This is a genomic window from Agrococcus lahaulensis DSM 17612, from assembly GCF_000425105.1.
Classification (GTDB): domain Bacteria; phylum Actinomycetota; class Actinomycetes; order Actinomycetales; family Microbacteriaceae; genus Agrococcus; species Agrococcus lahaulensis.
In genome coordinates this window covers 134,883-147,037 of record NZ_KE384303.1, presented here as the reverse complement: position 1 = coordinate 147,037, position 12,155 = coordinate 134,883, and the positions used below count along the sequence as shown (strand labels likewise).

The 12,155-nt window shown below is 75.7% G+C and carries 12 protein-coding genes; 3 read left to right on the top strand and 9 right to left on the bottom strand.

The window, feature by feature from the left end; genetic code table 11:
- Positions 1–3: 3 nt before the first annotated feature.
- The 7 genes from cofC to H508_RS0110075 form a co-directional block, all read right to left on the bottom strand.
- Complete coding sequence (gene cofC, locus H508_RS0110105) at positions 4–609, bottom strand: 2-phospho-L-lactate guanylyltransferase (RefSeq protein WP_026373971.1); 606 nt, start codon at positions 607–609, stop codon at positions 4–6.
- Positions 610–658: 49 nt separating this feature from the next.
- Positions 659–2,902 carry a transglutaminase-like domain-containing protein gene (locus tag H508_RS0110100; protein WP_026373970.1) on the bottom strand — a complete coding sequence of 748 codons (2,244 nt, stop codon included), beginning with the start codon at positions 2,900–2,902 and terminating at the stop codon, positions 659–661.
- Positions 2,899–4,011, bottom strand: coding sequence for a DUF58 domain-containing protein (locus tag H508_RS0110095; RefSeq protein ID WP_156906057.1), 1,113 nt, complete (start codon positions 4,009–4,011; stop codon positions 2,899–2,901). Before H508_RS0110095 ends, H508_RS0110100 begins: the two co-directional genes overlap by 4 nt.
- Positions 4,011–4,991: an AAA family ATPase gene (locus H508_RS15760; protein WP_051223210.1), complete on the bottom strand. Its 981-nt coding sequence runs from the start codon at positions 4,989–4,991 to the stop codon at positions 4,011–4,013. Before H508_RS15760 ends, H508_RS0110095 begins: the two co-directional genes overlap by 1 nt.
- Entirely contained in the window at positions 4,981–5,775 is a 795-nt protein-coding gene (gene cofE / locus H508_RS15755; RefSeq protein WP_035254720.1) for a coenzyme F420-0:L-glutamate ligase, read from the bottom strand. Before cofE ends, H508_RS15760 begins: the two co-directional genes overlap by 11 nt.
- Complete coding sequence (coaD, locus tag H508_RS0110080) at positions 5,772–6,254, bottom strand: pantetheine-phosphate adenylyltransferase (RefSeq protein WP_021011079.1); 483 nt, start codon at positions 6,252–6,254, stop codon at positions 5,772–5,774. The genes cofE and coaD overlap by 4 nt, the downstream gene beginning before the upstream one ends.
- Positions 6,255–6,432: 178 nt before the next feature.
- Entirely contained in the window at positions 6,433–8,628 is a 2,196-nt protein-coding gene (locus H508_RS0110075) for an ATP-dependent DNA helicase RecG (protein WP_245569503.1), read from the bottom strand.
- 76 nt (positions 8,629–8,704) lie between these two features.
- Between H508_RS0110075 and rsmD the strand changes: the two genes are divergently transcribed.
- Positions 8,705–9,277 (top strand): 16S rRNA (guanine(966)-N(2))-methyltransferase RsmD, encoded by a 573-nt coding sequence (gene rsmD, locus H508_RS0110070; RefSeq protein WP_026373967.1) that lies wholly within the window; start codon positions 8,705–8,707, stop codon positions 9,275–9,277.
- A 109-nt stretch (positions 9,278–9,386) separates the two neighbouring features.
- Here the strand turns inward: rsmD and thiL are convergent, their stop codons facing one another.
- Complete coding sequence (thiL, locus tag H508_RS0110065; RefSeq protein WP_026373966.1) at positions 9,387–10,379, bottom strand: thiamine-phosphate kinase; 993 nt, start codon at positions 10,377–10,379, stop codon at positions 9,387–9,389.
- Positions 10,380–10,464: 85 nt separating this feature from the next.
- Here thiL and H508_RS0110060 point away from each other — a divergent pair, with 85 nt between their 5' ends.
- A complete protein-coding gene (locus H508_RS0110060; protein ID WP_026373965.1) occupies positions 10,465–10,923 on the top strand; it encodes a DUF3515 family protein in 459 nt (152 codons plus the stop codon).
- Between the two features lie 16 nt (positions 10,924–10,939).
- Here H508_RS0110060 and H508_RS0110055 read toward each other — a convergent pair whose 3' ends face one another.
- Positions 10,940–11,293 (bottom strand): SseB family protein, encoded by a 354-nt coding sequence (locus H508_RS0110055; RefSeq protein WP_026373964.1) that lies wholly within the window; start codon positions 11,291–11,293, stop codon positions 10,940–10,942.
- Positions 11,294–11,420: 127 nt separating this feature from the next.
- Between H508_RS0110055 and H508_RS15750 the strand changes: the two genes are divergently transcribed.
- Complete coding sequence (locus H508_RS15750; protein ID WP_084155274.1) at positions 11,421–12,059, top strand: 3'-5' exonuclease; 639 nt, start codon at positions 11,421–11,423, stop codon at positions 12,057–12,059.
- Positions 12,060–12,155: the final 96 nt, after the last annotated feature.

Below are 12,155 nucleotides of genomic sequence, written 5' to 3'. Positions count from 1 at the left end.
CGCCTACGCCGGCAGCGACGCCTGCGCGAGCACCGCTCGCGTGTGCGGGCCGACGCCCGCATCCATGGCGGTGTGCAGGTCGGCGAGCTCGTCGACGTCGAGCCGCAGCCCCGTGCCCGGCGCGACGGGCAGCTCGACGTGCCCCGCCTGCCGGTGCCGCTCTGCCGAGCCGGGACCGAATCGCGGCCGGAGCGCATCCGCCCGCGTCGCCGTCAGCATCGTCGTGCCGACCGCGATCGCGTCGGGCACGAAGGCGCGGTGCTCCCGCTCCGCGAGCGCGAGCGCGGCGTCGAGCTCGTCGGGCGTGAGCGCGGGCAGGTCGCCGAGCAGCACCGCGGCGGGCGCCGCGGGGTCGATCGTCGAGAGGCCGGCGTCGATCGCCGCGAGCAGGCCGCCGCTCGGGTCGTCGACGACGCGCACGCCCTCGAGCCCATCGGTCACCGCGGGGTCGCTCGTCACGACGATCACCTGATCGGCGGATGCGCTCCGGCACGCGGCCGTGATGGCGTCGCGGGCGAACGCGACCGCGAGCGCCGCGCGCGCGTCGCCCGCCGCGAGGCGCGACTTGCCGATCGAGCCCTTCACCGGGATGACGATCGACCACTGCACGAGGCCCAGCCTACGTCGAGCCGGATGCGCAGCTGCTCGCGAGCGCGACTCACTCCTCGACGGGCAGCACGACGCGCATGAGGCTCGGCGGCAGCGCCGTCGTGAGGGCGCGCCGCCACAGCGGCTGCGAGCGCGCGAGCGCGCGCCGCACGATCCGCACGTCGGCGTCGACCGCGCCCCGCTCGCGCGGCCCCGCGTCGAACACGGCCCGCTCGGCGGCGAGCCGCACCCGATCGGCCGCGCTCCGCGCCTCGGCGTCGTCGCCGAGGCGGGCGCCGATCGCCGCGCGCACCTCGCCCGGGGTCGCCGACGCCGGCAGGCGCGTGCCCGCGTCGGCGAGGGCCGCGCGCAGCTCGTGCCAGCCGCCCGGCGCCCCGCGCCGCAGCCGCGCCGCCCGCTGCGCCTGGCGCACGAGGAACGGGAGCGCGACGAGCAGCAGGATCGCCGCGCCGATGAGCCAGGGGCGCAGCACCGCCCAGTCGATCGCGGCCGCGCCGGGCTCGGCGACGCCGGGCGCGGACGGCGAGGCGGAGGCGGTCGGCGCGGTCGTCGGCGCGGCGCTCTGCGTCGCGCTCGGCGTCGGCGTGGGCGCGGCCGTCTCGGTCGGCGTGGGCGTCGGCGCCTGCGTCTGCTCGTCGCCCTCCGGGCTCGCCTCGCCCGTGCCGGCCCCCGGGGTCGTCTCGACCCGCACCCACCCGGCGCCGTCGACCCACGCCTCGGCCCACGAGTGCATGTGGTTGGTCGTGACCGAGCGACCGCCGGTGATCTCGTCGCCAGGCAGGAAGCCGACGACGACGCGCGCGGGCACGCCCGCGCCGCGCAGCAGCGCACCGGTCGCGCTCGCGTAGTGCACGCAGTAGCCGCTCCGGGTCTCGAGGAAGCCCTCGAGCGCCTCCCAGCCATCACCCGAGGCGCCTGCGAAGCCGGGCAGGTCGAGCCGCTCGGAGTAGTCCCACGTGCCCGTGGTCATGAACGCGTGCACGGCGCGGATGCGGTCGGCCGTGCCCATCTCGGCCGTCACGAGGGAGCCTCCCAGCTCGCGGAACCGCTCGGCCCGCTCCGGCAGCGCGGTGAGCTCGTCGTGCCCCGTCGACGCATCCCCGACGAGGCTCGCGAGCTCCGGCGAGCGCGTGCCGGAGGAGGTGAACTCGAGCCCGTCGGTCTCGACGCTCCCCTCGATGCGCAGCGCGTCGTTCGCGTCGTCCCAGTGCGCCCCCTCGGGCGCGGCTGCGCCAGCGACGCGTTCGGGCGTCGGCAGGCTCTCGGCGCGCACGGGGCTCATGCGCACGGTGAGCTGCATCGGCACGCCGAGGTCCGCGCCCTCGACGAGCACGTCCGGAGCCCCCGCCGCCGCCTCCACCTGCCGGAAGCCGTCCTCCCCTGCCTCCGGCAGCGTCATGAGCCGCGTGACGATCGGCAGCCCGTCGCTCGTCGAGTAGGTGAAGACCTGCCGCGGCTCGGGCCTGCGCAGCTCGTCGCCGAGGTCGATGTCGGTCTGCAGCACGGGCGTCGGGGTGCGCAGCAGCTCCTCGAGCGTCGGCAGGTCGAGCGCGACGTCGCGCGGGCTCGGCGCGACGAGCGGCACGGCCGCCGCGAGCGCCGCGGCGACGCCGACGAGCGCGACGGGGGCGACCCATCCGCGGCCGATCGCGACGCGCTCGTCGATCGCGGGGCCCGCGAGCGCGAGCGCCGACGCCGCGGCTCCCGGGAGCGCGTGCCACCACGGGATGTCGGCGCGGAACGCGATCGGCAGCAGCAGCGGCGCCGCAGCGAGCAGCACCGCGAGCGCCGGCAGCCGCATCGCGTGGCCGAGCAGGTCGACGCCGAGCGCGAGCACGACCGCACCCGCGACGACCGCGGCGAGCACGGCCCCCTCCGCCTCGATCGGCGTGCGGAGCGCCCACGCGATCGCCTGCACGCCCTCGCCGAGCGCGCTCATCGAGACCCTCGTCGACTCCGGTGTCGGGATGACCCCGAGGAGCGCCTCGTCGGGCGCCGAGACCGCCGTGATCCAGCCGACGCCCACGAGCGCGGCGACGCCCGTCGCGACGAACGCGGGCATGAGCGTGCGGGCGAGCGCCGCGACGAGCGCCATCGTGAGCACAGCGCCGAGCGCGGGCAGCAGCCAGCCGTCGCCGAGCACCGTGCCGGTCGACCACAGCCAGGCGATCGGCAGCACGGCGAGCGCGGTCGTCTCGACCGGACCGGCGTGCACACGCCGAGGCCGCCTCGCGCGACGGCTCGGCTCGGGCGGGCTCGTCGTCCGCTCGCGGTCGATGACGGGGGCGCTCACGCGAGCTCCCGCACGGGGCCGGCGCGGTCGATCCAGCGGTGGACGGCGACGCGCGAGCCGGCGGAGATGCGCCTGGGCGGGTCGCCCGGGCGCGCGACGAGCCACAGGGTCGTGCCGGGCGCGAGCGACCACCCTTCGGGGGCCGCCTCCTCGAGCGCGACGACGTGCGCCGCGTCGGCGTCCATCGGCCGCGGCTCCTCGGCGGCGTGCGCCTCGAACGACGCGAAGGCCGCGAGCGCCGAGCGCAGGTCACGCCAATCGGCGCCCGGCAGCGACGGCTCCCCCGTCTCGCGCACCTGCACGGCGCGGTCGCGGCCCGCGAGCGCGAGCGCGATCGAGCACGCGGCCCGCGCGAGCCGGTCCTCCGCGTCGCGGCCCCGGCCCGCGGCGCGGGCCGTGTCGACGACGACGATGTCGTCGTCGGTCGCGGGGTTCGCCTCCTGGCGCACCATGAGCTCGCCGCGCTTCGCGCTCTGCCGCCAGTGCACGCGGCGCTGCGGGTCGCCCGGCCGCCACTCGCGCACCATCGCGTCGACCTCGTCGGCCGTGCGCGACTGGGCGAGCCGGCCCTCCGTGCGGTTCGAGCGCAGCTCGCTCGAGCCGACCGCGAGCACCTCCGGCCCGACGACGAGGCTCGCGCGCGGGTCGATCGAGCGCGTCGTGCGCACGACGCGGAAGGGGTCGAGCGTCGTCACCTCGACCGGCGCGAGCCGCCAGCGCCCGCGCGGGTGCGCGCCGAGCTCGACCGAGGCCTGCGCCGCCTCGCGGAGGTCGCCCTCGAGCAGCAGGAAGCGCTCGGGGCCCGGCGCCCACGTCGACCAGCGCGCGCCGACCTGCCGCGCGTCGCCGACGATCCGGAGCGCCGCCGACTGCCCCTCGGCGATGACGCCGGGCACGCCGAGCCGCACGCGGCCGACCGCGCCGATCGCCCACCAGAGCCCGAGCGCGACGACGCCGAGGCACAGCGCGGCCGGCACGAGCAGCACGACCTGCCGCTCCCAGTAGGCGGCGAGCACGAGGCCGAGCCCGGCGACCACGAGCACGAAGCCACGGGGCGTGAGCCTCGACCTCGACCGATCCCCCGCGGCCCGGCCCGTGCGCGCGGCCATCAGCGCATGACGGGCGCGACGGTGGAGGCGATCGCGTGCGCGACGACCGCTCGCGCGTCGTCGTGGCGGGCCCGCGGGTCGTGCATCACGAGGTGGTGCGGCAGCACGTGCTCCGCGAGCGCCTTGACGTCGTCGGGCGAGAGCCAGTCGCGGCCGAGCAGGTGGGCGCGCGCCTTCGCCGCCCGGACGAGCTGGAGCGTCGCGCGCGGGCTCGCACCGAGCCGCACGTCGGGGTGCTCGCGCGTCGCGCGCGCGAGCCGCACGGCGTAGCGCTCGACGAGCTCGTGCGCGCGCACCGCGTGCGCGGCGGCGATCTCGGCCGAGAACTGCGCGTCGGTCGTCACGGGCCGCACCGCGTCGAGCGGCTGGGCCGTCTCGCGGGCCTGCACCATCGCGAGCTCAGCGCCCTCGTCGGGGTAGCCGAGCTCGAGCCGCACCATGAAGCGGTCGCGCTGCGCCTCGGGCAGCGCGTACGTGCCCTCCATGTCGATGGGGTTCTGCGTCGCGACGACGAGGAACGGCGTCGGCAGCCGGTGGGTGACGCCGTCGACCGTCACCTGCCCCTCGGCCATGCACTCGAGCAGCGCCGCTTGCGTCTTGGGGCTCGCGCGGTTGATCTCGTCGGCGATGACGATGTTGGCGAAGACGGGGCCTGGCTGGAACCGCAGCTCGCCGCTCGCGCGATCGAGCACCGACATGCCGGTGATGTCGCTCGGCAGCAGGTCGGGCGTGCACTGGATGCGCCGCACCGTGCCGCCGATCGCGGCGGCGAAGGCGCGCGCGAGCTGCGTCTTGCCGACGCCCGGCACGTCCTCGAGCAGCACGTGCCCCTCGGCGAGCAGCACCGTGAGCACGGTGCGGATCTCGTCGGTCTTGCCCGAGATGACGCTCTGCACGGCGCGCTGGATGCGCTCCCCCGCGGTCATCGGCAGGTCGGGCACGTGCTCGAGCACGCGCGCCTCGCGCTCCTCAGCCGTCATGCGCCGCTCCCGCCTCTGCCAGTGCGTCGATCCTGCCCGCCTCGCGGCCGAGCCGGTAGGCCTCGTCGGAGCCGAGGTGGAACATGTCGCCCTCGCGCCGCACGAGCCGCGTCGCGCCGGGCTCGTCGAGGCCCGTGACGTGCCGGCCGAGGCCGCGCACGAGCACGACGGGCACGCGGTCGGCCTTGCCGGCGACGAGGTCGGCGGCGCCCGCGATCTCGTCGGCGATCGCCGGGGCGGTGACGGCGAGCGGCCGGCCGTTCGCGTCGAGCGCGCCCGCGAGCGGCTCGAGCACGCGGATGCCGGCGGCGCCGATCGCGACGTCGGTCTGGCCGACGCGCCACGCGCGGCCGAGCGTGTCGCTCACGACGACGCCGATCTCGGCACCGAAGCGCGACCGCAGCCGCTCGGCGATCGCGCGCGCCGACGCATCCGAGTCCTCCGGGAGGAGCAGGATCGTGCCGTCGTCGGTGTTCGACGCGTCGACACCCGCCGCAGCGAGCACGAGGCCCGAGCGGTGCTCGACGATGCGGGTGATGCCGCCCGGGAAGGCGCGCGAGGCGACGAGCCGCACCGACTCCTCGGTGATCGCCTGCTCGCGCTCGGACGCGGGTCGGATGCGTCCCTCGGCCTTCGAGACGACCTTGCTCGTCACGACGACGATGTCGCCGTCCCGCGGCTCGAGCGGCGCGATCGCGTCGGCCACGAGCGCCGGCAGGTCGTCGCCGGGACGGATCTCGCCCATCCCCCGCACGGCCCGCAGCTCGAGGTCGGGCTCGCTCATCGCGACTGCAGGAAGGTGGCGACCGCCCGCGGCACGTAGGGGCTGATGTCGCCGCCGAGCTCCGAGACCTGCCGCACGAGGCTCGACGAGACGTGCGCGTTCTCGGGGTTCGGGAGCATGAAGATCGTCTCGACGCCCGCGAGGTTGCGGTTCACGATCGACATCGGCGTCTCGTACGAGAGGTCGGTCGACGAGCGGATGCCCTTCACGAGCACCTCGGCGCCCACTTGCTGGCAGTAGTCGACGAGCAGGCCCATCGACCAGTTCGCGATGCGGATCTGGCCCTCGATGCGGGCCTCCTCGATCGAGCGCTCGATGAGCGCCTCGCGCTCGACGACCGGCAGGAACGCGTGCTTGTCGGGGTTGTGGGTGACGACGACGTGCACCTCGTCGAAGATCCTCGCGGCTCGCGCGACGACGTCGAGGTGACCCAGGGTGACAGGGTCGAACGAACCGGGCACGACGGCGATGCGGGGCATGTCGCCAGCCTATAAGGCGGACGCGTGCGCGGACGCCGCGCGGCGGTCGAGGGCGCGGATGCATAGGCGCGCCATGGGCGGGCCCCTTCGACACGGCCTGCGCCTGCGGCGCGGACCGGCTCAGGGAGCGGAGGGGGTCACGCCGTTCGGCGCGGACCGGCTCAGGGAGCGGACGCGGTCATGCCGTCACGAGCGCCGCTCGGGCGTCAGGGTCGAGGCGCCGGTCGACCGCGAGCCGCAGCGCGGGGTTCGCGAGCAGCTTCGGGTCGGCGTCGAGCACCGCGCGCGCGGCGTCGCGCGCGGCCTCGATGATCCCGACGTCGCGCGCGACGCGCAGCACCTTGAGGCCGCTGCGGCCGCCCGACTGCGCGGCGCCGAGCACGTCGCCCTCGCCGCGCTGCTCGAGGTCGACCTCGGCGAGCTCGAAGCCGTCGAGGGTCGCGGCGACCGCCTCGAGCCGCTCGCGCGCGGTGCTCTCGGGATCGACCGAGGAGACGAGCATGCACACCGCGGCGTGCTCGCCGCGGCCGACGCGGCCGCGCAGCTGGTGCAGCTGTGAGACGCCGAACCGGTCGGCCGAGAGGACGACCATCATCGTCGCGTTCGGCACGTCGACGCCGACCTCGATGACGGTCGTCGCCACGAGCACGTCGATCTCGCGGTCGCGGAACGCGCGCATGACCGCGTCCTTCTGCTCGGTCGTGTCGGCGCCGGTGAGCTGCGCGAGCCGCACGCCGCGCAGCGCCGGGTGCTGCCGCAGGCGGTCGAGCGTCGTCACCACGTCGTCGACGGGAGGGAGCGGCCGCGCGCCCGCCGACGCATCCGCCTCGTCGTCGCCGCGATCGATGCCCTCGAGCTTGCCGGGCGAGATCGCGGGGCAGACGACGAACGCCTGGCGGCCCGCGCCGACCTCCTCGCGCATGCGATCCCAGACGCGCGCGAAGTGGCCGGGGCGCTCGACGGGGTCGACGACGAACGTCTGGATCGGGCTCCGGCCTGCGGGGAGCGAGCGGATCGTCGACACGTCGAGGTCGCCGAACGCCGTCATCGCGATCGTGCGCGGGATGGGCGTCGCGGTGAGCACGAGCGTGTGCGGGTGGATGCCCTTCGCGCGCAGCGCCTCGCGCTGCGCGACGCCGAAGCGGTGCTGCTCGTCGATGACGACGAGCGCGAGCTCGGCGAAGGTCGTCCGCTCGCTCAGCAGCGCGTGCGTGCCGACGACGATGCGCGCCGACCCGGCCGCGATCGCGAGCGCCGCGCGCTTGCGGTCGGCCGCCGGCATCTGGCCGGTCAGCAGGGTCGGCTGCAGCTCGGCGGCGAGGTCGGGACCGAGCGAGCGCACGATCGAGCGGAGGTGCTGCACCGCGAGCACCTCGGTGGGCGCGAGGAGCGCCGCCTGCCCGCCCGACTCGGCGACGGTGAGCATCGCGCGGGTCGCGACGACCGTCTTGCCCGAGCCGACCTCGCCCTGCACGAGCCGGTGCATCGCGGTGCCGCTCGCGAGGTCGGCGGCGATCGCATCGCCGGCCGCTCGCTGGTCGTCGGTGAGCTGCCACGGCAGGCCCGCGTCGAAGCGCTCGAGCAGGGCACCCGGATGCCTCGGCTGGGTCGGGAGCGTGTCGAACCAGTCGCGCGTGGCCAGCAGGTAGGTCTGCAGCAGGAACGCCTCCTGCCACGCGAGCGAGTGGCGGGCGCGGTAGGCGTCGCGCTCGGTCTCGGGCTGGTGCGCCATGCGGAGCGCCTCGAGCAGCGACATGAGGCCGTGCTCGGCGCGCACCTCGGCCGGCACGGGGTCGCGCACGACGTCGAGCGAGTCGAGCGCCTGCGCGACCATCGCCTGGATCTTCGTCGTCGCGAGCGATTGCGTCGCGGGGTAGATCGGCACGGGCTGCTGCGCCCACCGCTCGGCGTCGACGCCCGCCTCCTCGTCGAAGAGCTCGTAGTCGGGGTGCGTCAGCTGCCGCTTGCCCTTGTAGTCGCCGACGACGCCGGAGAAGAGCGCGGTGACGCCCTGGTGCAGCTCGGCCTTCCGCCACGCCTGGTTGAAGAACGCGAGCTCGAGGTCGCTCGAGCCGTCGGTGATCGTGATGCTCGTGAGGCTTCGGGGCCGGCCACGCGCATCGCGCTGGAGGTCGCGCGTCTCGACGCTGCGCACCTTCGCGACGACCGTGACGTGCTCGCCCGGCACGAGGCTCCGCAGCTCGGTGAGCTCGCCGCGCTTCGCGTAGCGGCGCGGCAGGTGCCACAGCAGGTCGCCCACCGTCTCCATGCCGAACGCGCGGTGCAGCTTCCCCGCCTGCGCCTTCCCGAGCAGCCGCTCGAGCGGGCGCTCGAGCCCCTCGGGGAGCGCTCCGCCGGCTGCCTTCGACACCACTCGCCCAGGGTAGGCGCTCCCGCCCACGCGCCCCGGCGCATCCCCCCCCCCAGTCCCCATGCGCCAGGATGGCTCCGTGACGCGCATCATCGGAGGGCTCGCCGGCGGCGTGCGGCTGCACGTGCCGCTGCGCGGCACGCGCCCGACGTCGGAGCGCGTGCGCGAGGCGATCTTCAGCGCGCTCGGCGCGCGCGGGCTGTCGGACGGCGCGAACGTGCTCGACCTCTACGCGGGCTCCGGCGCGCTCGGCCTCGAGGCCGCGAGCCGCGGCGCGGAATCGGTCGTGCTCGTCGAGCGCGACCGCGCGGCGGCGAAGGTCGCCGAGCGGAACGCCGCGGCGGTCGCGAAGGCGGGTGCGGTGCGCGCGGTCGTCGAGCCGGTGTCGGTCGCGCAGTTCCTGCAGCGCTCGGCGCGGCAGTTCGACCTCGTCTTCATCGACCCGCCCTACGACCTGCCGCCCGCCGAGATCGGCTTCGTGCTCGCGACGCTCGCCCCGCTGCTCTCGCACCCCGCGGTCGTCGTCGTCGAGCAGTCGAAGCGCTCGGGCGCGCTCGACCTGCCGGGAGACCTCGTGCTTGAGCGGGAGCGCGACTACGGCGACACGACGCTGCACTACCTCGCGACGGCCGGCACGAGCGCCGACGCCTGAGCCGCGCCGCTTCGTCGTTCTGCAGGCGATCCGGGGTGGCGGAGGGACGATTCCCCTCGGGTCGCCCGGATCGCCTGCAGAGCGGAACCGCTCGGGCGGTCAGGGGCCGTCAGGGGCGGTAGGGGTCCCAGCCGCGCGGCTCGAGCGAGGCGCCGTCGAGCGTGACGCCCGCGCCCGCCTCGACGACGCCGAGCTCGGTGAGGGGCGCCCCCTCGACCTCGGCCGGCAGCTCGGTGCCAGCGGGCAGCGTCACGAGCAGCGCGTGGTCCTCGCCGCCGAAGAGCACCGCGTCGCGGTCGACGCCGAGCCGGGCCGCGAGCGCGTCGACGGCGGCGCCGTCGAGCGCGATGCGGGCGGCGGATGCGCGACTCACCCGGGCGGCGTCGAGCGCGAGACCGTCGGAGACGTCGAGCATCGCGGTGGCACCCATCGCCGCGAGCGCGGCCCCGGCCGCGACGGGCGCCGTCGGAGCGAGATGGATGCGGACGGTCGCGTCGTCGGCCGCCAATCGCGCGGCCGCGCCGGGCTCGAGCGCGCCGCCGGCCGCGTCGCTCGTCGCGAGCAGGCGGCCGAGGCCCGTCGCCGACATGCCGAGCGTGCCCACCGTGCACACGCGGTCGCCCGGCCGCGCGCCCGAGCGGAGCACCGCATCCGCACCCCGGAGGTCGCCGAAGGCCGTGACCGCGATCGTGACCCGCTCGGCGGTGCCGAGGTCGCCGCCGACGACGCCGCAGCCCGGCGCCATCGCGGCGATGCCGTCGGCGAGCCCCTCCGCGAACCGCTCGAGATCGCGCACTCGCGTCGCGCGCGGCACCGCGAGCGCGACGACGAGCGAGGTCGCGATGGCACCCATCGCGGCGACGTCGGCGAGGTTGGAGGCGGCGGCCTTCCAGCCGAGGTCGTGCCAGCTCGACCAGTCGAGCCGGAAGTCGGCGCCCTCGAGCATCGTGTCGGTCGTGACGACGAAGCGGCCGTCCGGGGCGCGCACCACGGCGGCGTCGTCGCCGGGGCCGACGATCGTCGCGTCGCCCGCGGGCAGCAGCGGCAGGAATCGGCGCAGCGCCTCGAGCTCGCCGACGTCGGCCAGCGTCGCGTCGTCCATGTCGGCAACGCTAGCCGGGAAGTGCGATCGGCTCCTCGCGGTGCCGCGCCGGGCAGCACTCGCGGCCCCTCGATAGGCTCGAGAGGTGCGCCTCCTCCCCCTCGCTGCCGCTGCCGCTGCGCTCCTCGCGCTCACCGGCTGCGCTCGCGCGGTGACGCTCCCGGCCGCCGACGACGCATCCGACCCCGGGTGCGCGCGCGTCTCGGTCTCGCTTCCCGAGCAGCTCGGCGACGCGAGCCTCCCCGAGCCGCTCGAGCGCCGCGACACGACCTCGCAGGCGACGGCCGCGTGGGGCGACCCGAGCGCGGTGACGCTGCGCTGCGGCATGCCCGAGCCAGCGCCGTCGACGAGCCGCTGCATCCAGGTGGGGCCCGTCGACTGGCTCGAGGTCGCGCAGGAGGAGAGCGTCTGGACGTTCGTGAGCTACGGCCGCTCCCCCGCGACCGAGGTCGTCATCGACACGAGCGTCGTGAGCGCGGTCACGGCGCTCGAGGGCGTCTCGAACGCCGTCGACCGCCTCGAGCGCACCGGCGAGTGCACCTGATCGAAGGGCTCGACGCCTAGGAGGTCGCGTCGCCCGCGAGCACGTCCGGCAGGAACACGCGCCCGTCGTCGTGGCCCGGGTCGAGCACGATCGCGTGCCCCTCGGGGATCGCGGCGGCGAGCTCGGCGCCCGTGAGCTTCAGGTGGCGACGCGTCTTCGTGACGAAGCCGCCGATGCGCTTCGTCGACGTGAATGCGACGACGAGCTGCAGCTCGCCGTGCGGCACGACGAGGAACCTGCCGGAGCCCGGGTCGCGCGGGTTCTCGACGACCGCGGGCACGACGAGCTCGGCGTCGCGCACGATCGCCCACGCGCCGGCGTGATCGGTCGCGTCGATGGCGTGCAGGGCGTCGAGGGTCGGGTTGGCCACGGATCCATCCTCCCGCATCCGTGAGGATCGTCTCGATGCGCCGCCTACGGCGGCTGCTCGACGAGCGGGGCGGGGCGGATGCCGTGGGTCGCCCAGCCATGTGGGCGCCAGCTGGGAGACTGGTCACATGGCGCTCGACTTCACGGCAATCGACTTCGAGACCGCCAACGGCAGCGCGGCCTCCGCATGCGCGGTCGGGCTCGTGAAGGTGCGCGACGGGCTCATCGTCGACCGGCTCTCGACGCTCATCCGGCCGTCCTTCCCGCACGACGAGTTCTGGGAGTGGAACACGCGCATCCACGGCATCTACGCCCACCAGGTGCTGGATGCGCCCGATTGGGCCGAGGCGCAGCGGCTCATCCTCGAGTTCGGCGGCGACGACATCTACGTCGCCCACAACGCCGGCTTCGACAAGGGCGTCATGCGCGCCGCCGCGAAGGCCGCTCGGCTGCCCGTGCCCGACATGCGCTGGACCGACTCGCTGCGCATCGCGCGGAAGACCTTCGCGCTCGAGTCGTACCGGCTGCCGGTCGCGGCGCTCGCGGCGGGCTTCGACGACTTCCGCCACCACGACGCGGGCGGCGACGCCGAGGCGTGCGCGGCGATCGTGATCGGCGCCGCGAAGCGGCACGAGCTCGACGACCTCGAGGCGCTCGTGAAGCGCTGCGTGTCGGCCGTGCACGAGATCGGCGAGCGGCACGAGGAGCTCGCCGAGCTCGAGGCTGCGCGGCGCGCGGCGCAGCGCGAGCGGCCGTGGTGGCAGTAGCTCGGTGAGGCCTCGCTATAACGAAATCATCACGTTTCGACGGTGAGGATCGGTCGAGATCCGCGTGATCCTGCGGAAGTCGGCGCCGGCGCCCCG